Source organism: Kitasatospora sp. NPDC041917 (assembly GCF_055589745.1).
Map to the genome: position 1 here is coordinate 166260 of NZ_JBVJBI010000018.1, position 24004 is coordinate 190263.

A 24004-nucleotide genomic window follows, 5' to 3' on the forward strand; every position below is an offset into this window, starting at 1 on the left:
GCCGGGCCGGGCCGGGCCGGGCCCACCAGGGCAGGCGCGCTCAGCCGGCCGGCAGAGCGGGCCGGCCCGGCACCCACAGCGGCACCCGGCCGCCGCGCGGCATGGAACGCGCCGCGTCCTGCTCCAGCCACCCGCCGACCCGTTCCGGATCGCCCTCGCACAGCTCCACCAGCGCGGCCGCGGCGATCCGGGTGCAGCACAGCACCAGCGCCAGGGTGTCCTGGCGGCGGTGCCGCTCCCGGACGTACGCCTCGCCGCGCTCCTCGATCCGGCGGGCGTGGCACGGCCCGTCCTCGGCGGTCAGCGCCTGCACGCCGTGCCACACCAGGGTCAGCGCACAGGGCTCGGCCGGGTGCGAGGCGCCCTCGCGCTGCGCCTGTTCACGAGCCTCCGCCGAGCGCTGCCCCAGCCATTCCAGCGCCGCCGGCCCGTCCTCCCGGCAGGAGCGCAGCACCAGCTCCGCGGCCCGGGCCACCAGGGCCCGCAGGAGTGCCGGCGAGGGCACCCGCAGTCCGGACGCGGGTCCGTCGCCGAACGCCAGCCAGGCATCGGCGAACGAGGCCGCCCGCAGTCCGCCCATCCAGGCCGGTTCCCCGGCCTCCGTACTCAGCCAGTCCTGTGCCCCCAGCCGCACCAGCCCCACGGCCGTCAGGCGCGCCGCGTCCCCGTCCAGCTCCCGCAGCCATCCACTCCGCACCAGTACACACCCCCGTCAGCGGTTCATCCCCGTGAGGCCTCATCCCACCACACCAGGACGGGAACGAACTAGACAGGGGCACGTCACAATCTGGAAGCGAGCCCTCCGGGTGGTCCTCCGGTGGAGGCGGCTGGGAGCCGGCCGGGGCAGGGCCGGGGCGACCGGCCGGGGCGCCGTGGTGCGGCCGTGGCGCGTTTGGCCCCCCGGGGTGTGGGCGTCGGCTGAGTTGGGCAGGGGCACGTCAGGACCCGGGCGGCTGTGCGGACGCCCGGTGCGTCGGGGCGGGCCGGTGGCGGCCTGCCATCACTGTGGTGCGAGCCCGTCGATCAGGGCGAGGGCGTCCTCGACCGATCCCGCCGGGTCGATCACCGGACAGAGGACCCCGCGGACAGTGCGGGTGGCGTCCAGTACGAGGGTGAGCCGCCAGAGCCGGTCGACGCCCGCCGCCCGGAAGGTGGGCAGGCGCAGCGCGGCGGTCGGCCGGACTTCGCCGTCGGAGAGCAGCGGGAAGGGGAGGCGGGCGTGCTCGGCGAACGCGGACAGCTGGTCCGGGCGTTGGGTGCTGACGCCGTGGGCCCGGGCGTCGCGGGCGGTGAACTCGGCCGTGCGGTCGCGGTAGGTGCCGGACTCCAGGGTGCAGCCGGCCGCGCCGGGGATCTCCCCCCACCCGGGCGGGTGGTCCGGGCCGCCGGAGGCGTGGGCGCCGGGGTGGCAGTAGAGCACCGTCCAGGTGGCGCCGGGCGCCACGGGGTCGGTCGACTCGCCTGTGGCGGCGGGGAGTTCCAGCTCGGGCAGCCGGTGGCCGGTCAGGCCGTGCACACGGCGGGCCGCTTCTCCAGCACCCCGGCGGCGACCAACGCCTTGAGGCGCTCGGTGAGGACGCGGCGGCTGACGCCCAGTCCGGTGCAGTGGACAGGTTGCGACAGAAGGGGTGGGCCCGATGGTGGATGTGACGACGCGGACAGCGGTCGCGGCGGACCGGGGAGCGGAGCACGAGGCGCGACGCCGGACTTCGGCAGGAGTGTTCTGGCGCTACTGGACGGGATCGCTGGTCAGCCGGCTCGGGGACCAGGTGACCAGTGTCGCCCTGCCGTTGATCGCCGTGCTCACCCTGCACGCGACGGCCTGGCAGGTCGGCCTGATCACCGGCGCCGGGTACCTGGCGTGGCTGCTGGTCGGACTGCCGGCCGGCGTCCTGGTCCACCGGCTCCCGCTGCGCGGCACCCAGGTGGTGATGGACCTGGTGCGCGGGCTGGCCGTGGCCTCGGTTCCGGTGGCGGCCGCGCTGGGCGGCCTCGGCCTGCCGCACCTGGTGGCGGTCGCGCTGCTGGTCGGGCTGGCGAGCGTGGTCTTCGACGTCGGCAACTCCACCTTCCTGCCCTCCATCGTCCCCAGGGAGGAGCTGACCGCCCGCAACAGCCTGCTCTCCGGCAGCAGCGCCGCGACCGAGCTGGCCGGCCCCTCGCTCGGCGGGGTGCTGGTCCAACTCGTCGGCGGCGCGGCCGCGATGGTGCTGGACGCGGTCAGCTACCTGGTCTCGGCGGCCCTGCTGCGCAGCCTGCCGCGCGCGGAACGGTCCGCCGTCGCCCGCCCGGCCGGCGCGGGGATGCGGGAACAGATCCGCGAGGGCTGGCACTTCGTCACCCGGCACCCGGTGATCGGGCCGTGCGCCGCCGACGCCACCGCGGTCAACTTCGTCGCCGGCGGGCTGATGACGCTCACCCCGGTGTTCCTGGTCGACACCCTCGACGCGCCGGCCGCCGCCGTCGGCGCCCTGATGGCCACCGGCGGTCTGGGCAGCCTGATCGGCGCCGCCCTCACACCCCGGGTGGTCTCCCGGATCGGCAGCGGCGGCGCCCTGCGGAGGGCGGCGCTGATCGCCGCGCTCTTCACCTTCCTGCTCCCGGCGGCCGGCTCCGGCTGGGCGGCGCTCGTGTTCGCCGTCGGCAACGCGGGCTTCTCGGCGGGAGTGGTGGTCACCAGCATCGTCACCCGCACCCACCGGCAGACCCACACCCCGCCGGAGCTGCTCCCCAGGGTGATGGCCACCGTCCGGTTCGTCTCCTGGGGCGCCATCCCGGTCGGCGCGGTCCTGGCCGGTGCCGCCTCCACGGCCTGGGGCCCGCGCACGGCGCTGCTCCTGCTGGCGGTGTGCAGCCTGGCCGGCCCGGCGATCCTGCTGGCCGGTTCGATCCGCCGGGTGCGCGACCTCGCCTGACGCCGGTCGCCCGCCGCCGCCCCGGGCGCCGTTCGGTCGAACGGCAAGGCCCGGGGGAGCGGCGAGCGGGGAAGCCGAGGGGCAGCGGCGGGCGACCGGCCTCTCCCGGGCCTCGCACGACTGTCGGACGGGTGGACGAGAATGGCAATATGTCGCCGGTACCGTCCACACCCGCCGTCTCCGCCCGCATGAGCCGACAGGCATCGCGGGACACCGCCCAGGAACTGGCCGTCCGCCGTCTGCTCCATGCCGGTGGGTACCGCTACCGTGTCCAGCGGCCGGTGCCGGGCATGCCTCGCCGTACGGTGGACATCCTCTTCCCGGGGCCGAAGGTGGCGGTCTTCCTCGACGGCTGTTTCTGGCACGGGTGCCCGCAGCACGCCACGCACCCCAAGAGCAACGCCGAATGGTGGCGGACCAAGCTGGGCCGCAACATCGAGCGCGACACCGAGACGACGGAGCATCTGCGGGACGAGGGCTGGACGGTGCTCCGCTTCTGGGAGCACGAGAAACCCGAGGACGTCGCGCTGCGGGTCGCCGAGACGGTGGACCACGAACGGAAGCGCCCCGCCGGGGCCGCCCCGTCCCGGCGGGGGATCTGACGGGTCGGCAGCGGTCGTACGGGCGGCCAACGACGGCAACGAGACCGTGCCGACCGTCGTCGTGGACGGCCGGCCGCACACCAACCCCGACCCCGCGTGGGTGCGCGGACAGCTGTCCGCCACCTGAGTGGCGGCAGCGCCGCCGCACCCCGTCGACGCGGAGGGCGGTGCCACCGATCCGCTCGGTGGCACCGCCCTGGCCGGTGTCAGCCGACGGCGACTCCGTCGGCGCCCAGGCCGGCCGCGTTGCCGACGGCCTTCAGCGCATCCGCCGAGGAGGCGGCGCGGCACGCCATCTCCACGGCGTGGAAGCCGACTTCGGGTCCGACCCGGTCGGCGGGGCCGCCGGGTGCGTCGCGGAAGACGGCGACCTCGCCCGGGAGCAGCTCCGAGCGGAGCAGGCTCGCCAGGCCGGCCCGGCCGCTCAGGCTCAGCTTGCGGTAGATGCGCGTCAGGTGCTGTTCCACTGTGCTGACGGTGATCCAGAGCTTGTCGCTGATCTCCCGGTTGCTGTCGCCCTCGGCCGCCAGTTTCGCCACCCGGAGCTCGGCCCGGCTGAGGCCGGTGAGCAGCGAGCCCACCGCCCCGCCCGGGGTGGTCGCCGGGGGCGGTCCCAGCGGGAGCGCCGGCTCGTCGTCCTCGCGCGGGCCGTCCTCGGCGGGGCGGCGGTCGCCGCAGTCCCCGAGCCCGGCGTCGGTGTGCGGGTCCGCGCGCGGTTCCTCGTCGGGCCCGAACCCGTCGCCGACGGACCGCCCGTGTTCCACGGCCGGGGCGAATCCGGCCCGGATCCGCTGGGTCCCCGCCTCCGTCCGGGCCGGTTCGAGCCGGTCGCCGGGCGTCCGCAGGCGGTCGACGGCCTCCTGCAGCAGGGCGGGCTTCTCCCGGCCCCCGTCGTGGTCGGCCAGGATCCGGAGCAGGGCGCCGCGGGTGCGGTCGTCCAGGGACGGTTCCTGCAGCTGGCTGGCCGCCAGGTCCCGGGCGGTGACCGGGTCACCGGCCTGGAAGGTGGCCTCGACCAGGCTGGCGGTCAGCGGGATCAGGGCGGGGATGTCCAGTTGCCAGACCCTGAGCCGACGGGCGCAGGTCCGGAGGTCGTCGAGCGCCTCCGTGGTCCGACCGGCCGCCAGGGCGAGCCGGCCGCGGGCGTGCAGGTAGCGGATGCCCATCACGGTCTCGAACATGGCGCTCGGGACCTCCCGGCCGGCCTCCTTGGCGGCGTCGTCCGTCCGGCCCAGTGCGAGGTGGGCCTGGATGAGCACCGACAGCGGATAGCCGATCGACACCCCCCAGTTCTCCTCGCCCGCCAACGACAGGGCGTCCGAGGCGAGTTCGGCGGCGGCCTCGGGATCCCCGTCGCGCAGGCACACGTCGGCCCGGGCCGCCTTGAGCTGGGCCAGCCAGGTGGTCGCACCCCGACGGGTGGCGTGGCCGATCAGCTCGTCGCACCAGAGCAGGGCCCGGCCGGGCTGGTCCCCGTCGGCGAGGGCGAGGATCGCCGTGGTGATCGCTTCCAGCGGCATCCCGTCCACCCGGCAGGAGGACAGGACGCGTTCGGCGAGCGAGGCGCTCTCCGCGTCGCCGCCCCGGGCCCAGACCCGGGAGAAGACCCCGATCGCCTCCGCGGCCGCGGGCAGGCAGGTGCCCCCGCCCCCGGTGCCGCAGAGCTCGTCGAGGTTCCAGGACCGGGTGAAGGACGGGCCGAAGAACCAGTGGAAGACGTGCAGGAGTTCGACGCCGTCCTCGTGCCCGAGGGTGAGGTGCGTGCGCTTCGCCTCCGCGAGGACGGTGGACACGGTGGTGAGGTCTCCCCGCCACAGCAGCGCCCGGATCAGTGCGACGACGTCCTTGCCGGTGAGCTTGCCCTCCACCAGGGCCTCGCGCAGCGCGCTGGTGTGCGGGGCGACCGCGCTGGGGTTGGTCTGCCAGGTGGAGTGGACGTATGTGCGCAGGGTGGCCAGGTGCTGGTCGTCGTTGGCCGCGGCCAGCGCCAGGTTGAGGTAGAGGTGTGCGGTCGAGGTCTTCCCCTCGGCCAGCTCCTGCTCCGCGGCGTCGGTGAGGATCGGTACGGTCCAGTCGCCGTCGGCCTCGCCCGCGGCGACGATCTGGGCGGCGATGACCGTGGTGGCCATGCCCAGGTCGCGCCGGAGCTTCGTCGCCCGGGTGTACAGCGTGGTCTGCTCGGTGCGCGAGAGCGAGGCGAGGACGGCGGCCGCGACGTTCGGGTGACGGAACTCGTCGCCGGCGGTCAGGCCGGCGTTGGTGAGGATCTCCAACGCGTGCCCGACGCACCGCTGGTCGAGGTCGAGCAGCCGGCCGAGCAGCGCCGGGGAGGCGTGCTCGCGCAGGACGGCCATGCCGCTGGCGACCGCGAGGATCTGCGGTTCCCAGCGGTAGAGGCAGGCCAGGACGGCCATTTCGAAGGACCGGCCGACGCGCGGCAGGTCGTCGGGCCGGGCCCGGTCGTGGGTGGCGTCGAGGTGGTTGTCCTCGATCAGGGCGTGGACCAGGATCGGGTTGCCCCCGCTCAGCCGGTGGACGGCCGGGGCGAGTCGCGGCGCGATCGCGTGGTCCGGGGTCCGCTCCAGGATGGTACGGACGGTGTCCTCGGACATCGGCTTGAGCTGGACCCTGCTGTGCGGCGCGCGGGTCACCTCGGCGCGGAACAGCGGCAGCGTGGGCTGCGGCCGGTCCCACTCGTTGAGCACCATGAGCATGCGCTGGGGGCGCATGCGGCGCTGGAGGTAGAGCAGCGCCTGGAGCGAGGCGGTGTCCGCGAAGTGCACGTCGTCGATGCCGACCACCACGGACCGGCCCTCGCAGGCGCCCAGGAGGACGTTGCAGAGCCGACGGATGGTCTCGTTCTCGACGGCCTGCGGCCGTTCGAACCGATGGTCGGGGCCCAGGTGGTCGCCGAACGCCTCCGCGACCAGGGCGGATATTTCCGCGGCGAGTTCGTTCGGCAGTTCGGCGCAGCGCAGCAACTGCTCGATGACCCCCATGGGGAGATCCCGTTCCGCCCGCGAACCGGTCGCCTGGAGGACCAGTGCTCCTTCTTTTGCCGCCAGCGCCGAGAAATCGTGCAGAAGTTGGGTCTTACCACTTCCCAGGGTTCCGCTGACGAGGACCACCCGACCGTTCCCGCAGGACAGTCCCTCGAACAGGTCCAGTAAATACTCCAACGCTTCATGCTGTTCGGCTCGAATCAGCAAGAATGCCTCCGAGTTGTTGTGTAAAAGCCTTGCATCCACCGCAACGGAAAGGCTGACTCCCCCGTTTTGCCTTGAGCCTCCATGACGTTGCGTGATCACTCAGATGCACGGTGTACACAGCGCGAGGGGAACGCCGGCGGGACCGAGAGCCCGGGTTTGCATCTACTTTCACCCTAGGCGAACTTCAACGGCGAACGCTAGGGACTCCGTTCAGCACCACACCAGTGACTTAAGCATCGTGCGTGTAGCGTGGTTTCAGGAGGTGTCGGATGTCGCGACCAGGGCAGTTCGGCCCGGAACCGGGCGGGGGACTGCCCGACCGCATCGCGGTCGGGCTGCTGACCGGGTCGTTCCCGCCGGAGCTGGTGGAGCGGGTGGTGGCCCGGTGCGGGCGGGAGGGGCAACGGAACCGCCTGCTGACGCCGAAGGTGACGGTCTACCTGGTCCTGGCGATGTGTCTGTTCCCGGGCCACGGCTACCAGGAGGTCGCCCGCAAGCTCGTCCGGGGACTGGCCTGGGCGGGGCGCTGCACAGCGCCGGGGCAGGTGCCCAGTACGGCGGCGATCTCGCGGGCCCGGGTGAAGCTGGGGGCGGAGCCGTTCAGGGAGCTGTTCGCCGAGGTCGTCCGGTCGGCGGCGGTCGAGGAGGCCGGGCAGGCCGGGCAGGTCGGGCAGGCCGGGCAGGTCGGGGGCGTCCGGTACCGGGGGCGGCGCCTGGTCGCCGTCGAGGGTGCGGCGATCGAGGTGCCGGACAGTGCCGAGAACGTGGCGTACTTCGGACCGCCGGAGCCCGGGGGCGGGTACCCGCGGGTGCGGCTGGCGGCCCTGGTCGAGTGCGGCACCGGCGCGGTCGCCGCGGCGGCCACCGGCCCGTCGGCGGCCGCCGTGCCGAACCTGGCCCGGGGCCTCTTCGACCGCCTCGGCGGCGGGGACCTGCTGCTCGCCGACCAGGGCGGGTTCGAGGGTCCGACGGTGTGGCGGGACGCCTCCGCCGGTGGGGCGGACCTGCTGTGGCGGGTCGGCCCGGACGCGGTGCTGCCGGTGCGTCAGCTGCTGGGCGACGGCTCGTTCCTGTCCGGGTTCGCCGCCGACGGGGGCGGTCGCGGCGGTGGCGGGTCGGGCCGGTCGACGGGGTCCGCGGCGCCGGTGGTGCGAGTGGTCGAGGACCCCTCGGCGGGGGAGCCGGGCCGGCTGCTCACCACGATCCTCGACCCGGGGCGGGCCCCCGCCGCGGAGCTGGCCGCGCTGCACGGCGCGTGGAGGTCGGGGGCGAGGGCCCTGCGGGACCTGGCGGCCGATCAGCTGGCGGCCGTGCGGGTGCTGCGCTCGCGCTCGCCCGAGGGGGTCGAGCAGGAGGTCTGGGGGCACCTGCTGGTCCATCACGCCCTGCGCCGGCTGCGGGTCTCCGGCCCGGGGCGCTAAGTCACCGGTGCGGTGAAACTGAATCAGCCGTTCCACTTCTCCGTGATGGCCGAAACGTGACGGCGCATTCCGGATCGGTGCGCATATCCGATGGGACGGAGGGCCCGGGGGCATTTCGGTGGTGCCGGAACGGATCGGAGGCGTTCGTTCCGCACACGTTCTGCCTGCCAGACCCGCAGGTCCCGCCGCCGGCCCGGGGGATTCGCCGGCCGGGCGCCGGTGGCGGTTCCACCGGTGGAATCAGCGCGTCCGGTTCGATCGGTTCCGCCGGCCGGCACCCCTAAAGTTGGCCGGGCACCGCCCCCTAACCTCCCCCCCGGTCCGACGAGGCGCCCTTGCCCCGACGGCGCCGCCGACATAGGGCGTGCCCTGGCGTGACCCGATCGCCCGCGCGGCCGCCGCGCTCCAGCGGCCCGGGAAGGTCGGGAAGGTGCCGGGGCGCCGGCGGGCATCCCCTACCAGGGCAGCCGCAGGACCCCGCGCGCGTGCGCCCGCGCCGTGCGGCTAGGGGTTGTCGGGTCGGGCCGGGCCGGTCACGGTAGGAGCCGTTGAGGTCCCGACAGGACAGCGGGCGACCGGAGCCGGCCACGAACCCTCGTGCGCTCCCGCCCGCGGATCAAGGTGAGACGCGCGGTCCCGCAGGTCCGCGGGCGGCGCCTCACCGGTGTCGTGGTCCCACCACGCCGACCGCCGGAGGGATTCCAGTCACCATGGCAGCTATCGACGATCTGTGGGTGCGCCGCTACCACCCCGCGCCCGAGGCCCGGCACCGGCTGCTCTGCCTGCCGTACGCGGGCGGGTCCGCGAGCTACTTCTTCCCGGTGTCCCGCGCGCTGTCGCCGCAGGTCGACGTCCTCGCGGTGCAGTACCCCGGCCGTCAGGACCGGCGCCAGGAGCCCTGCGTGGAATCCGTGCAGGAACTGGCCGACCTGCTGGTCGACGTCGTCAAGCCGTGGGCCGACCGCCCGCTGTCGCTGTTCGGCCACAGCATGGGCGCCTCCGTGGCGTTCGAGCTGGCGCTGCGGCTGGAGGACCTCGGCATCGTGCCGCACACGGTGTGGGCCTCCGGGCGGCGCGCCCCCGGCGCCCACCGCGACGAGCGGTTCCACCAGCTCGACGACCAGGGCCTGCTCGCCGAGATCAAGCGGCTGGACGGGACCGACAACAACCTCCTCGACGACGAGGAGATGGTGCGGATGGTCCTCCCGGTGCTGCGCAGCGACTACCGGGCCGCCGAGACCTACCGCCCCACCCCCGGTGCCGGGATCACCGCGCCGGTCCTCGCCCTGGTCGGCGACGACGACCCGAAGGTCACCGTGGACGAGGCCCGGAAGTGGGCCGAGCACACCTCGGGCCCGTTCGAGCTCGAAGTCTTCCGCGGCGGCCACTTCTACCTCAACGCCCACGCCAACACCGTCGTCGACCGGATCCGCACCAGGCTCGGCTGACAACTCCGCCGTTCCTCCGCGTCATCCGTCCACGCGAAGTTCCGCCGCGTCATTCATCCACGCGAATCGACCGTGTTGAAGGGCAGCCGGTTTCGAACCGGTTCTAGAGCTGCTCTGCGAGCCGGTCCTCGGAAATCCCGAAAAACTGCCCAGAGGAGTCGTTCGTGTCCAAGTCGCTCTACGAACTCGGTGAGATTCCGCCGCTCGGCCTCGTGCCCGAGCAGATGTACGCGACCGTCATCCGGCAGGACCGCTTCGGCGAGCCCCTCAAGGCGATGCAGACCGAGGTCGTCGACGTGCCGGAGCCCGGTTACGGCGAAGTGCTGGTGTACGTCATGGCCGCCGGAATCAACTACAACAACGTCTGGGCGTCGCTCGGCGAACCCATCGACGTCATCGCGATGAGACAGCGGTTGCTCGGCGAGAAGGAGGATTTCCACATCGGCGGCAGCGACGGTTCCGGAGTCGTCTGGGCCGTCGGCGAGGGCGTCAAGCAGTTCAAGGTCGGCGACGAGGTCATCCTTTCCGGAGCGACCTGGGACGAGACGGCGGAGGACGTCCGCACGGGCGTCGACCCGATCGCCTCGAAGTCGCTGCGGGCCTGGGGCTACGAGACGAACTACGGTTCCTTCGCCCAGTACACCGTGGTGCGCGAGCACCAGCTCCACCGCAAGCCGGCCAACCTGTCCTGGGAGGACGCCGGCGGCTACCTGGTCACCGGCGCCACCGCCTACCGGCAGCTGACCGGCTGGGCCCCGCACGACGTCCGCCCGGGCGACCCGGTGCTGATCTGGGGCGGCTCCGGCGGCGTCGGCTCGGCGGCCATCCAGATCGTGAAGCTGCTCGGCGGCATCCCGATCGCCGTGGTCTCCAACCCGGACCGGGTCCAGTTCTGCCTGGACCTCGGCGCCGCGGGCGTGATCGACCGCCGGGAGTTCACCCACTGGGGTCGGCTGCCGGACCTCGACGACGAGGCGGCCGGCCGGGCCTGGACGGCGGAGGCCCGCCGGTTCGGCGCGAAGATCTGGGAGATCCTCGGGGAGCGCCGCAACCCGAAGATCGTCGTCGAGCACCCCGGCGAGGACACCCTGCCGACCTCGCTGTTCGTCTGCGAGAACGGCGGCATGGTCGTGCTCTGCGGCGGCACCAGCGGCTACAACGGCGATCTCGACCTGCGCTACCTGTGGATGCGCAGCAAGCGCCTCCAGGGCTCGCACGCCTCGAACACCCGGGAGAACCGCGCGGTCATCGGGCTGATGGCGGACGGCCGGCTCGACCCGTGCATCACCTGGTGCGGCACCTTCGACCAGATCGGCGAGGCCCACCAGATGCTCTACGCGAACCAGCAGGGCGTCGGCAACCTGGCCGCCCTGGTGAACGCCGCGGCGCCGGGGCAGACCTCGCTGCGGACCGGCTGAACGACGGGACGGGAGCCGCGCCGCCACGGCGGCGCGGATTTCCGGACCGAATAACGGAGCGGGAACCGCGCGAATGCGGTTCCCGCTCCGACGGCGAACGGCCCGGAACGGCCCGTGCCATCTGATGTCCTTTTTTCTGGGGTCGGCTAGGGGTATCGCGCGGGGATTCTCTCCCTAGGATGCGAAACGCTGCGGTCTCACGGGTAATCGGTACCGGCTGCGGTCCACCGCCGGCCGGGAGTAGGGGTTGATCTGCGTGGGGGAAGAGCAAAAGTATCTCGAATACCTGAAGCGGGTGACGGCCGATCTCCGGCGCACACGTCGTCAGCTCCAGGTGGCGGAGATGCGCGAGCGCGAGCCCATCGCGATCGTCGCGATGGCCTGCCGTTACCCGGGCGGCGTGAGCTCGCCGGCCGACCTGTGGCGGCTGGTGACCCGCGGTGGTGACGCCATCACCGGTTTCCCCGAGGACCGCGGCTGGCCGGCCGGGTCCGGCTACGCCGACGAGGGCGGATTCGTCGACGGGGTCGCCGAGTTCGACGCCGCGCTGTTCGGCATCTCCCCGCGCGAGGCCCTGGCCATGGACCCGCAGCAGCGACTGCTGCTGGAATCCGCCTGGGAGGTCGTGGAGCGGGCCGGGATCGACCCGCGCTCGCTCTCCGGCAACCGGGTCGGCGTCTTCGTCGGCGCCTCCGCCTCCGGCTACGCCGAGGGCGCCCACTCCCTGCCCGAGGGCGCCGCCACCCACCTGGCCATCGGCAACGCGGCCAGCGTGGTGTCCGGCCGGGTCGCGTACGCGCTGGGCCTGGAGGGCCCGGCCGTCACCGTCGACACGGCCTGCTCCTCCTCCCTGGTCGCCCTGCACCTGGCCGTCCACGCGCTGCGCGCGGGCGACTGCGAGCTGGCGCTGGCCGGCGGTGTCACGGTGATGTCCTCGCCGAGCGTCTTCGCGGAGTTCAGCCGCCTCGACGGCCTGGCCGGCAACGGGCGGTGCAAGGCCTTCGCCGAGGGCGCCGACGGCACCGGCTGGGGCGAGGGCGTCGGCCTGCTGATGGTCGAACGGCTCTCCGACGCCCAGCGGTTGGGGCACCCGGTACTCGCCGTGGTGCGCGGCAGCGCCGTCAACCAGGACGGCGCCTCCAACGGCCTCACGGCCCCCAACGGCCCGTCCCAGCAGCGGGTGATCCGTCAGGCGTTGGCCGGCGCGGGGCTCTCCCCGGCCGACGTGGACGCGGTCGAGGCGCACGGCACCGGCACCCGGCTCGGTGACCCGATCGAGGCCCAGGCCCTGCTCGCCACGTACGGGCGGGAGCGTGCCGAGGGCGGCCCGCTGTGGCTGGGCTCGGTCAAGTCCAACATCGGGCACACCCAGGCCGCGGCCGGCGTGGCCGGTGTGATCAAGATGGTGCAGGCGATCCACCACGGCCTGCTGCCGGCCACCCTGCACGTGGACGCGCCCACCCCGCACGTGGACTGGAGCGAGGGCGGCGTCGAGCTGCTCACCGAGGCCCGGCCGTGGCCGGAGACCGACCACCCCCGCCGGGCCGGCGTCTCCTCGTTCGGCATCAGTGGCACCAACGCGCACGTGATCATCGAGGCGGCGCCCGCGCCCGCCGAGCCCCAGGGCGAGGGCGAGGGTGAGGCCGGGCCGGACGCCGGCACCGAGCCGGCCGCCCAGGTCTCCCCGGCCGACCCGGCCCCGTCGGGCCCTTCGGCGCCCGCGCCCGCCGCCGGCCGGCCGTCGCTGTGGCCGCTCTCCGGCAAGGGTGCGGCCGGGCTGCGCGCCCAGGCAAGCCGACTGCGCGCCCACCTCGCCGAGACCGAGGCGCCCGACCCCGTCGACCTCGCCTGGTCGCTCGCCACCACCCGCGCGGGCCTGGACCACCGCGCGGTGGTGCTCGGCGACCTGCTCCCGGGCCTGGACGCGCTCGCCGGGGGCGACCCGGCCGCGGCGGTGACCGGCGTGGTGGGCGAGGGCCGCTGCGCCTTCCTGTTCACCGGCCAGGGCTCGCAGCGCGCGGCGATGGGCCGCGGGCTGTACGAGGCCTTCCCCGCCTTCGCCGAGGCCTTCGACGCCGTCTGCGCCGAACTGGACCGCCACCTCGACGGATCGGTCAAGGACGCGGTCTTCACCGGCCGCGGCCTCGACCTGACGATGTGGACCCAGGCCGGCCTGTTCGCCGTCGAGGTCGCGGGCTTCCGGCTGCTCGAATCCTGGGGCGTGGCCCCCGACTTCCTGCTCGGCCACTCCGTCGGCGAACTCGCCGCGGCGCACTGCGCGGGAGTCCTCACGCTCGCGGACGCCTGCGCCGTGGTGGCCGCGCGCGGCCGGTTGATGCAGGCGCTGCCGTCCGGCGGCGCGATGCTCGCCGTCCGGGCCACCGAGGCCGAGGCCGTCGAGGCGATCGCCGGACGCGCCGACGTCGCGGCGGTCAACGGGCCGTCCTCGGTCGTGGTCTCCGGCACCGTGGAGGTGATCGACGAACTGGCCGCCCGCTGGGCGGCCGAGGGCCGCAGGACGAGCCGGCTGACGGTCTCGCACGCCTTCCACTCCGCCCTGATGGAGCCGATGCTCGCGGACTTCCGCGCGGTGCTGGAGACGGTCTCCTTCGCCCGCCCCCGGATCGCGATCGTCTCCAACCTGACCGGAGCCGTCGCCGCGCCCGACCTGCTCACCACCCCGGAGTACTGGGTGCGGCACGTGCGCGAGGCCGTCCGGTTCGCCGACGGCGCCGCCTGCCTGGCCGCCCGGGGCGTGACCCGCTTCGTCGAGCTCGGCCCGGACGGCGTGCTCTGTGGGATGGCCCAACAGGCCGGTGCCGAGGGCGTGTTCGCCCCGGTGCTGCGTCGCGATCGGGACGACGCCGAGTCGGCGCTGACCGCACTGGCCCGGATCTGGACGGCCGGGGTCGAGGTCGACTGGCGCACCGTGCTGCCCGAGGGCCGCCGGGTGGAGCTGCCGACGTACGCCTTCCAGCGCGAGCGCTACTGGCCGCAGAGCATGGCGGCGCCGGTCGGCCCGCCGCGCGAGGCCTCGGACCAGGACGTCCGGTTCTGGGCGGCGGTGGAGCGCGCGGACCTCGCCGAGCTGGCCACCACCCTGAAGCTGGAGGAGGCCCCCGGCCTGCTGGACGAGGTGGTCCCCGCGCTGGCCGCCTGGCGGCGCTCCCAGCGGCAGGAGTCGACCGTCGACTCGTGGCGCTACCTGGTCAGCTGGAAGCCGCTGACGGGCCTCGGCGACACCGCCCCGCTCACCGGCGACTGGCTGCTGTCCGCCGACCCCGAGGACGGGCGGGCGGAGGCCGTCGAGCAGGCCCTGCGGGCCGCCGGCGCCACCGTCCTGCGCTGTGCCCCCGGGGCGTGGCCGACGGCCGACCCGGCCGGCCTGGCCGGCGTGGTCGCGCTGCCGGCCGGCGCCGACCCGGCCGCCGAGGCGCTGGCGACCGTCCAGGGCCTCGGCGAGGCGGGCATCGACGCACCGCTGTGGCTGCTCACCTCCGGTGCCGTCTCGGTGGGCCGGTTCGACCCGCCGAGCGACCCGTCGGCGGCCCGGGTGTGGGGGCTCGGCCGCGTCGCCGCCCTGGAACTCCCGGACCGCTGGGGCGGGTTGATCGACCTTCCGGCCACCCTGGACGCCCGGGCCGGCGCCCGGCTCGCCGCGGTGCTGGCCGGCGCCACGGGCGAGGACCAGGTCGCCGTGCGCGGCTCCGCCGGCTACGGACGCCGGCTGACCCGCCCGGAGCCGACCCGGACCGCCGAACGGCCGTGGACCCCCTCGGGCACGGTGCTGGTCACCGGCGGCACCGGCGCCCTGGGCGCGGCCGTCGCCCGCTGGCTGGCCGAACGCGGAGCGCCGCACCTGCTGCTGCTCGCCCGGCGCGGCGCCGCCGCACCGGGCGCCGAGGACCTGGTCGCCGAGCTGACCGCCACCGGCACCCGGGTGACCGTCGAGGCCTGCGACGTCGCGGACCGGGAGGCGCTGGCCGCGGTGCTCGCGCGGATCCCGGCCGACCTCCCGCTGACCGGGGTGGTGCACGCCGCCGGGGTCGCGGCGCACGGCCCGATCGAGGAGCTGCGCCCCGCCGACCTGGCCGCCGTCGTCGACGGCAAGGCGGCCGGCGCCACACACCTCGACGAACTCACCGACGGCCTGGACGTGTTCGTCACCTTCTCCTCGATCGCGGCGACCTGGGGCAGCGGCGGCCAGGCCGCCTACGCGGCCGGCAACGCCCACCTGGACGCGCTGGTCGACAACCGCCGCAGCCGCGGCCTGTCCGGCACCTCGATCGCCTGGGGCCCCTGGGCCGAGGCCGGGATGGCCGCCCGGGGCGAGGCGGCCGACTTCCTGCGCCGCCGCGGGCTGAACGCGCTCGACCCGGCCCTCGCCGTCCGCGCCCTGGCGCGGGCCGTGGACCACGGCGAGGGCTGCGTGACCGTCGCCGACGTCGACTGGGGGCTGTTCGCCCCGGCCTTCACCCTGGGCCGCCCCAGCCCGCTGCTGGCCGACCTGCCCGAGGCGGCGCGGCCGGTCGAGGGGGAGGGCTCCGACTTCGAGCTGGGCACCGCGCTGCGGCAGCGGCTCACCGCCGGGCCCGCAGGTCAGCGCCACCAGGTGCTGGTGGACCTGGTCCGGGAGCGCGCGGCCGCCGTGCTGGGCCACCGCACCGCCGAGGCGGTCGACCCCGAGCAGGTCTTCCGCGACCTCGGCTTCGACTCGCTGACCGCCGTCGAACTGCGCAACCTGTTGAACGCGGAGACCGGCCTCCGGCTGCCCGCCACCCTGGTCTTCGACCACCCGACGCCGACCGCCCTGGCCGCGTACCTGCTCGGCGAGCTGTTCGACGAGCCGGACGCGCCGGCGGCGCCCATCCGTGCCGCGGTCGCCGTCGCCGCCGCGGATGCCGCCGACGACGACCCGGTCGTGATCGTCGGCATGAGCTGCCGCTACCCCGGCGGGGTGGAGTCCCCCGACGACCTGTGGCGGCTGGTGTCCGAGGGCGAGGACGGCGTCACCGGCTTCCCCGCCGACCGCGGCTGGGACCTCGCCGACGACGAGGGCTCGTACGCCCGGCAGGGCGGCTTCGTCGCCGGGGCGACCGGCTTCGACGCGGCGCTGTTCGGCATCTCCCCGCGCGAGGCGCTGGCCATGGACCCCCAGCAGCGGCTGCTGCTGGAGGCCGCCTGGGAGGTCCTCGAATCGGCGGGGCTGGACCCGCGCTCCGTCCAGGGCGCGCAGATCGGCGTGTTCGCCGGAGCGTCCAACTCCGGCTACGGCACGGGCGGCCTCGGGCTGGCGGGCGCCGAGGGGCACCTGCTGTCCGGCACCGCCAACAGCGTCATCTCCGGCCGGGTCGCGTACACCTTCGGCCTCGAAGGGCCCGCCGTCACCGTCGACACCGCCTGCTCCTCCTCGCTGGTCGCCCTGCACCTGGCCGTCCAGGCCGTGCAGCGCGGCGAGTGCGAGCAGGCCCTGGCCGGCGGCGTCACGGTGATGGTCTCCCCGGCGGCCTTCGGCGAGTTCGACCGCCAGGGCGGGCTCTCCTCGACCGGACGCTGCCGCTCCTACGCGGGCGCCGCCGACGGAACGGGCTGGGGCGAGGGCGTCGGCCTCCTGCTGGTCGAGCGGCTCTCCACCGCCCGGCGCGAGGGCCACCGCGTGCACGCGGTGATCCGGGGCAGCGCGGTCAACCAGGACGGCGCCTCCAACGGCCTCACCGCGCCCAACGGCCCCGCGCAGCAGCGGGTGATCCGGCAGGCGCTGGTCAACGCGGGCCTGTCCACCCGGGACGTCGACCTGGTCGAGGGCCACGGCACCGGCACGGTGCTGGGCGACCCGATCGAGGTCCAGGCGCTGCTGGCCACGTACGGCCAGGGACGGCCGGAGGACGGCCCGCTGCTGCTCGGATCGATCAAGTCCAACATCGGCCACACCCAGGCCGCCGCGGGCGCGGCCGGCGTGATCAAGATGGTGCAGGCACTGCGCCACGGGATCATGCCCGCCACCCTGCACGTGGACGAGCCCAGCCCGCAGGTGGACTGGTCGCGCGGCGCGGTGGAACTGCTCACCGAGGCCCGGTCCTGGCCCGAGCTGGACCGGCCGCGCCGGGCCGCCGTCTCCTCCTTCGGCATCAGCGGCACCAACGCCCACGTCATCATCGAGCAGCCCCCGGCCGTCGAGGCCGAGCGGGCCCCGACCCCCGCGCTCGCGCTGCTGCCGCTCTCCGCCCACACCCGGGACGGCCTGCGGGCCCAGGCGCAGCGGCTGCGCACCTTCCTCGCCGACTCGGACGCCGACCCGCGCGACACCGGCCACGCGCTCGCCACCACCCGTGCCGCGCTGGAGCACCGCGCGGTGCTGGTCGGCGACGACCGGACGGAACTCCTCGGCCGGCTGGCCGACTTCGACGGCACGACGGCCGCCACCGCGGTCCCCGGCGGCACCGCCTTCCTGTTCACCGGCCAGGGGGCCCAGCGGGCCGGTATGGCCGAGGAGCTGTACGCGCGCTTCCCGGTGTTCGCGGACGCCTTCGACGCGGTCTGCGCCGAACTGGACCCGGCGCTGGACCGGCCGGTCCGCGAGGTGGCGGCCGACGGCGTGGACCTGAACCTGACCGGCTACGCCCAGACCGCTCTGTTCGCGGTCGAGGTCGCCACCTTCCGGCTGCTCGAATCCTGGGGCGTGGTGCCGAACCTGCTGCTCGGCCACTCGATCGGCGAGGTCGCGGCGGCGCACTGCGCCGGGGTGTTCTCGCTGGCGGACGCCTGCCGGCTGGTCGCGGCCCGGGCCCGGCTGATGCAGGCACTGCCCAGCGGCGGCGCGATGCTCGCGGTGCGGGCCGAGGAGGCGGAGGTCCGCGAGGTCCTGGCCGGCCGGGCCGACGTCGCCGCGGTCAACGGACCCGCCGACCTGGTGGTCTCCGGCGACGCGGCCGTGATCGACGAACTCGCCGCCCGCTGGCGGGCCGAGGGGCGCCGGACCGCGCGGCTGGCGGTCTCGCACGCCTTCCACTCGGCGCTGATGGAGCCGATGCTCGCGGACTTCCGCGCGGTGCTGGAGACGATCACCTTCGAGGCGCCGCGGATCGCGATCGTCTCCAACCTGACCGGCGCCCTCGCGGACGCCGACACCCTGGGCACGCCGGACTACTGGGTGCGCCATGTCCGGGAGACCGTCCGGTTCGCCGACGGCGTGGCCTGCCTGCGCGAGCACGGCGTCCGCAGGTTCATCGAGCTGGGGCCGGACGGCGTGCTCTGCGGCATGGCCCAACTGACCGTCACCGACGGGGTGTTCGTTCCGATGCAGCGGCGGGACCGGACCGGCGCGGAGGCGGTCGCGGAGACCGTCGGCGCGCTGTGGACGGCCGGTGTCGCGCTGGACTGGCGGGCCGTGCTGGGCGGCGGCCGGCGGGTCGACCTGCCGACGTACGCCTTCCAGCGCGAGCGGTACTGGCCCGAGCCGGGCCCCGTCCCCGCGCCCGCCAACGGCGCCGTGGATGCCCTCGACGCCCGGTTCTGGGACGCGGTCGAGCGAGCGGACCTGGGAGAGCTGGCGAGCACCCTCGCCGTCGAGTCGGCGGGCGAGCTGGAGCCGCTGCTGCCCGTGCTGTCCTCCTGGCGCCGCCGTCGCCGGGCCGACGCCGTCGTCAACTCCTGGCGCTACCGCGTCACCTGGAAGCCGGTCACGGACGGGCTCGGCGCGGGCGCGCTCACCGGAACGTGGCTGGTCGTGCTGCCGGACGGGGCCGACGGTGCTGCCGGGGCCGACGGGGCGGGCGAAGCGGCCGGGCCGGCCGGCGGGCTGCCCGCGGCGCTGCGGGCCGCCGGGGCCGAGCTGGTCGAGTTCCGCTGCGACCCGGTGGCCGAGGGCCGGGCGGCGCTGGCCGGACGGCTCGCGGAACTGCCCGCCGAGTACGCGGGCGTGCTGTCGCTGACCGCGCTCGGCCCGGACGGGCTGACCGCCTCGGTGGTCCTGCTCCAGGCGCTCGGCGACGCCGCGATCGGCGCGCCGCTCTGGACCGTCACCAGCGGCGCGGTGTCGGTGGGCGGCTCCGACCCGCTGCGCGATCCGCTCCAGGCCCAGGTGTGGGGTGCCGGGCGGGTCGCCGCGCTGGAGCACCCGGACCGCTGGGGCGGGCTGGTCGACGTCCCCGCCGCCGTGGACGGCCGGGTCGCGGCCCGGCTGGCCTCGGTGCTCACCGGCGACCAGGGCCTGGACCAGGTCGCCGTGCGCTCCGCCGGGGTCTACTCCCGCCGACTGGTCCGGGCGGCCGCCGAGGACGTCCCGGCCGAGCCGTGGACCCCCTCGGGCACGGTGCTGGTGACCGGTGGTACCGGGGCGCTGGGCGCCGAGGTGGCGCGCTGGCTGGCCGGTCGGGGCGTTCCCCATCTCGTGCTGACCAGTCGGCGCGGTTCGGCGGCCGAGGGCGTGGACGCGCTGGTGGCCGAGCTGACCGGGCTGGGTGCCCGGGTGACGGTCGCCGCCTGCGACGCCGCCGACCGGGCGGCGCTGGCGGCGGTGCTCGACGCGATCCCGGCCGAGCTCCCGCTGACCGGCGTGGTGCACGCGGCCGGCGTCGCCGAGACCGCACCGCTGGACTGGACCGGCCCCGCGGACGTGCGCTCCTCCACCGGTGGCAAGGTCACCGGCGCGGCGCACCTGGACGAGCTCACCGCCGGGCTGGACCTGGAACTGTTCGTCACCTTCTCCTCCATCGCGGGCGTCTGGGGCAGCGGCGGGCAGGGGCTCTACGCCGCCGCCAACGCCTACCTGGACGCGCTGGTCCAGCAGCGGCGCTCGCGCGGCCTGGCGGGTCTCTCGGTGGCCTGGGGCCCCTGGGCCGAGGCCGGGATGGCGGTGCGCGGGGAGGCGGAGGACTTCCTGCGCAAGCGCGGACTGCCCGCCCTGGACCCGAAGCTGGCCGTCACCGCGCTCGCCGGGGCGGTGGACCGGCGGGAGACCTGCGTGGTGGTCGCGGACGTGGACTGGGAGCGGTTCGCCCCGGCGTTCACCTCCAGCCGCCCCAGCCCGCTGCTGGCCGACCTGCCCGAGGCGGCCCAGCGGCCGGCCGCGGAGGAGCCCGCCGCCGAGGGCGGCACCGCCCTGGTGCGCCGGCTCGCGGCGGCCCCGGTCCCGCAGCGGGGCCGGATCCTGCTGGACCTGGTGCGGGCGCGGGCCGCCACGGTGCTCGGACACGGCACCGCCGAGGCCGTCGGAGCGGACCGGGCCTTCCGGGACCTGGGCTTCACCTCGCTGACCGCGGTGGAACTGCGCAACGCCCTGGGCACCGAGACGGGCCTGGCCCTGCCGGCCACCCTGGTCTTCGACCACCCGACCCCCGGCGAGCTGGCCGAGCACCTGGCCGGTGAACTGCTGGAGGATCTGGACGACCTGGACGGCCCGGACGCCGCTCCGGAGGCGGTCCGGGTCGACGGCGGGGCCGCTCCCGGCACCGACGACCCGATCGTGATCGTCGGGATGAGCTGCCGCTACCCCGGCGGCATCGCCTCCCCGAACGAGCTGTGGGAGCTGGTCGCCACCGGCGCCGACGGCATCTCCGGCTTCCCCGTCGACCGCGGTTGGGCGTTCGCGGACGACGAGGACTCGTACGCCCGGCAGGGCGGCTTCGTCGCCGGGGCGACCGGCTTCGACGCCGGGCTGTTCGGCATCTCGCCGCGCGAGGCGCTGGCGATGGACCCCCAGCAGCGGCTGCTGCTGGAAGCCGCCTGGGAGGCCTTCGAGTCCGCCGAGCTGGACCCGCGCTCGATGCGCGGCCGGCAGATCGGTGTCTTCGTCGGCGCCTCCTCCTCCGGCTACGGCGGGGGCGGCGCGCACGGCTTCGAGGGAGCCGAGGGGCACCTGCTCTCCGGCACCGCCAACAGCGTGATCTCGGGCCGGGTCGCCTACTCCTTCGGCCTGGAGGGGCCGGCGGTGACGGTGGACACCGCCTGCTCGTCGTCCCTGGTGGCACTCCACCTGGCGGCCCAGGCGGTGCAGCGCGGCGAGTGCGCGATGGCGCTCGCGGGCGGTGTCACGGTGATGGTCTCGCCGGCCACCTTCGGCGAGTTCGACCGCCAGGGCGGGCTCGCCTCGGACGGCCGCTGCAAGGCCTTCGCGGCCGCGGCGGACGGTACGGGCTGGGGCGAGGGCGTCGGCGTGCTGCTGGTCGAGCGGCTGTCGGACGCCCGGCGGCTCGGGCACCGGGTGCTGGCGCGGGTGCGCGGCAGCGCCGTCAACCAGGACGGCGCCTCCAACGGCCTCACCGCGCCCAACGGCCCCGCACAGGAGCGGGTGATCCGCCAGGCACTGGCCACCGCCGGACTGACCACCGCCGACGTGGACGTGGTCGAGGCGCACGGCACCGGCACCCGCCTCGGCGACCCGATCGAGGCGCAGGCGCTGCTGGCCACGTACGGTCAGGGGCGGCCGGAGGGCAGCCCGCTGCTGCTGGGCTCGATCAAGTCCAACATCGGGCACACCCAGGCCGCCGCCGGCGTCGCCGGGATCATCAAGATGGTCATGGCGATGCGTCACGGCGTCCTCCCGGCCACGCTGCACGTGGACGAGCCCACCCCGCACGTCGACTGGTCGGCGGGCGCGGTCGAGCTGCTGACGCGGGCCCGGCCGTGGCCGGAGGACGGTCGGCCGCGCCGCGCGGGCGTGTCCTCCTTCGGCATCAGCGGCACCAACGCCCACGTCATCATCGAGGCCGTGCCGAGCCCCGCCCCGGCCGAGCGGACGGCGGCGGCGCCGCCGGTGGTCCCCTGGCTGCTGTCGGGCAGGACCGAACCCGCCCTGCGGGCCCAGGCCGAGCGGCTCGCGGCCTTCCTCGGCTCCGGCGACGGGGCCGACGGTCGGCCGCAGCCGGACCCGGCCGACCTCGGCCACGCCCTGCTCGGCCGGGCCGCGCTCGCCCACCGCGCGGTCGTGCTCGGAGCGGACGCGGCGGACCTCGCCGAGGGGCTCGACACCGTGACGACGGGCACCCCGTCGGCGCACGTGGTCGCCGGTGCGACGGTCGAAGGCCAGACGGCGTTCCTGTTCACGGGACAGGGTGCGCAGCGGGTCGGAATGGGCCGGGGCCTTTACGAGGCCTTCCCGGCCTTCGCGGCGGCCTTCGACGCGGTCTGCGCGGAGCTGGACCTGCTCCTCGACCGGCCGGTCGGGGACGTGGTGTTCGAGGGCGTCGAGGATCTGGACCGTACGGTGTGGGCGCAGGCCGGGCTGTTCGCGGTCGAGGTGGCGTCGTTCCGGCTGCTCGAATCCTGGGGTGTGACGCCCGACTTCCTGCTCGGGCACTCGATCGGCGAGATCGCCGCGGCGCACTGCGCCGGCGTGTTCTCGCTGGCGGACGCCTGTGCGCTGGTGGCGGCGCGCGGCCGACTGATGGACGCGCTGCCGAGCGGCGGGGCGATGCTGGCGGTCGAGGCCGCCGAGGCCGAGGTCCGCGAGGCGATCGGCGACCGCCTGGACGTCGCGGCCGTCAACGGCCCGACCTCCGTGGTGGTCTCCGGTTCGGTCGAGGCGGTGGAGGAGTTCGCGGCGCGCTGGTCGGGCGAGGGCCGCCGGATCCGCCGGCTGACCGTCTCGCACGCCTTCCACTCGGCGCTGATGGAGCCGATGCTGGCCGAATTCGCCTCGGTGCTGGCCGGGTTGACCTTCGCCGAGCCGCGCGTTCCGATCGTGTCGAACCTGACCGGCGGGATCGCCGAGCCCGGGCTGCTCACCACCCCCGACTACTGGGTGCGCCAGGTCCGTGAGGCGGTCCGCTTCGCCGACGGCGTCGCCCACCTCGACGGGCAGGGCGTCACCCGCTTCGTGGAGCTGGGCCCGGACGGGGTGCTCTGCGGAGCCGCCCAACAGTCCGCGCCCGACGGGGTGTTCGCCCCCGTCGCCCGCCGCGACCGGGAGGACGTGGACACCGCGCTGCGCGCGCTGGCCCGGATCTGGGTCGCCGGCGCGGACGTCGACTGGCGGGCCGTGCTGCCCGCCGGCCGACGGCTCGAACTGCCGACGTACGCCTTCCAGCACGAGCGCTACTGGCCGGAGGCGGTCCCGCCGGCCGGCGACCCGGGTACGGTCGGCCTGGAGCCGGTCGGCCACCCGCTGCTCAGCGCTGCGGTTCAACTGGCCGGTGACAACGGCCTGCTGCTGACCGGAAGGCTGGCGGTGGCCACGCACCCGTGGCTGGCCGATCACGTCATCCTGGACCGGGTGGTGGTGCCCGGCGCCGCGCTGGTCGAGATGGTCTGGGCGGCCGGCCGCCGGGCCGGCTCCCCGGCGATCCGGGAGCTGGTCCTGCGCACGCCCCTGGTGCTGCCCGAGCACGCCGGGGTGCAGATCCAGGTGAGCGTGAGCGCCGCCGGCGAGACCGGTGAGCGCACCGTCGAGGTCTACTCGCGGCCCGAGGGCACCGGCGACGCCGTCTGGATCAGCCACGCGGCCGGACTCCTGGCCGACGAGGCCGCCGCTGCCGACGCCGGACCGGACCTCACCGCCTGGCCGCCGGCCGGTGCCACGGCGCTGCCGCTGGAGGGTTTCTACGAGGCTCTGGCCGAGGTCGGGTACGGCTACGGTCCGGTGTTCCGGGGTCTGGGTGCGGCCTGGCGGGTGGGTGAGACCGTCTACGCGGAGGTCGCGCTGCCCGAGGCGGTGGCGGGTGAGGCGGGCGGTTTCGGTCTGCACCCGGCGCTGCTGGACGCGGCACTGCACGCGGTCGGGCTCTCCCCGGTCGCCCAGGCCGGGGGCACCCGGCTGCCGTTCGCCTGGACGAGCGCCCGACTGGATGCGGTGGGTGCCTCGGTGCTCCGGGTGCGGGTCGAGGGTACGGCGGACGGCGTGTCGCTGCTCCTCGCCGACGGCGTGGGCGAGCCCGTCGCGACCGTCGCATCGCTCGCGATGCGGGAGGTTTCGGCGGAGGCGCTTCGGCCGGTCGGTGAGGGTGGGCCGGAGGCGTTGTTCGCGGTGGACTGGGTGCCGGTTCCGGTGCCGGCG

Annotated in this window: 8 protein-coding genes and 2 pseudogenes; 7 read left to right on the top strand and 3 right to left on the bottom strand. The window is 75.3% G+C overall.

The genetic code is table 11. From position 1 onward, the window contains the following. Positions 1-40: 40 nt before the first annotated feature. Positions 41-697, bottom strand: coding sequence for a hypothetical protein (locus tag ACZ6EM_RS23015; protein WP_465773122.1), 657 nt, complete (start codon positions 695-697; stop codon positions 41-43). A 303-nt stretch (positions 698-1000) separates the two neighbouring features. Then, positions 1001-1525 (bottom strand): annotated as a pseudogene (locus ACZ6EM_RS23020) (redoxin domain-containing protein); the annotation flags it as partial. A gap of 112 nt (positions 1526-1637) precedes the next feature. On the opposite strand from ACZ6EM_RS23020, the gene ACZ6EM_RS23025 reads away from it, so the two are divergent. From ACZ6EM_RS23025 to ACZ6EM_RS23035, 3 genes and pseudogenes are all read left to right on the top strand, one after another. Then, complete coding sequence (locus ACZ6EM_RS23025) at positions 1638-2915, top strand: MFS transporter (RefSeq protein ID WP_401050862.1); 1278 nt, start codon at positions 1638-1640, stop codon at positions 2913-2915. A gap of 149 nt (positions 2916-3064) precedes the next feature. After that, complete coding sequence (locus ACZ6EM_RS23030; RefSeq protein WP_452180375.1) at positions 3065-3517, top strand: very short patch repair endonuclease; 453 nt, start codon at positions 3065-3067, stop codon at positions 3515-3517. A 7-nt stretch (positions 3518-3524) separates the two neighbouring features. Next, positions 3525-3644: pseudogene (locus ACZ6EM_RS23035) on the top strand (thioredoxin domain-containing protein); the annotation flags it as partial. Positions 3645-3723: 79 nt separating this feature from the next. On the opposite strand, the gene ACZ6EM_RS23040 reads toward ACZ6EM_RS23035, so the two are convergent. Beyond that, positions 3724-6696, bottom strand: a complete 2973-nt coding sequence (locus ACZ6EM_RS23040; RefSeq protein WP_465773123.1) for a helix-turn-helix transcriptional regulator — start codon at positions 6694-6696, stop codon at positions 3724-3726. 299 nt (positions 6697-6995) lie between these two features. Between ACZ6EM_RS23040 and ACZ6EM_RS23045 the strand changes: the two genes are divergently transcribed. The 4 genes from ACZ6EM_RS23045 to ACZ6EM_RS23060 form a co-directional block, all read left to right on the top strand. Then, positions 6996-8147 (top strand): transposase domain-containing protein, encoded by a 1152-nt coding sequence (locus ACZ6EM_RS23045; RefSeq protein WP_452180405.1) that lies wholly within the window; start codon positions 6996-6998, stop codon positions 8145-8147. Positions 8148-8857: 710 nt separating this feature from the next. Beyond that, entirely contained in the window at positions 8858-9595 is a 738-nt protein-coding gene (locus ACZ6EM_RS23050; RefSeq protein ID WP_452180406.1) for a thioesterase II family protein, read from the top strand. Positions 9596-9759: 164 nt separating this feature from the next. Then, the gene (ccrA, locus tag ACZ6EM_RS23055) at positions 9760-11013 is read left to right on the top strand and encodes a crotonyl-CoA carboxylase/reductase (protein WP_359898534.1); all 1254 of its coding nucleotides are present in this window, start codon (positions 9760-9762) and stop codon (positions 11011-11013) included. A gap of 256 nt (positions 11014-11269) precedes the next feature. Continuing rightward, the coding region (locus tag ACZ6EM_RS23060) for a type I polyketide synthase (RefSeq protein ID WP_465773124.1) at positions 11270-24004 on the top strand (12735 nt) is incomplete at its 3' end.

What these genes read in the sequence shown, in the direction of transcription:
- ACZ6EM_RS23025 (WP_401050862.1), top strand. Translation starts at nt 1,638, where the DNA reads ATGGTGGATGTGACGACGCGGACAGCGGTCGCGGCGGACCGGGGAGCG.
- ACZ6EM_RS23030 (WP_452180375.1), top strand. Translation starts at nt 3,065, where the DNA reads ATGTCGCCGGTACCGTCCACACCCGCCGTCTCCGCCCGCATGAGCCGA.
- ACZ6EM_RS23050 (WP_452180406.1), top strand. Translation starts at nt 8,858, where the DNA reads ATGGCAGCTATCGACGATCTGTGGGTGCGCCGCTACCACCCCGCGCCC.
- ACZ6EM_RS23045 (WP_452180405.1), top strand. Translation starts at nt 6,996, where the DNA reads ATGTCGCGACCAGGGCAGTTCGGCCCGGAACCGGGCGGGGGACTGCCC.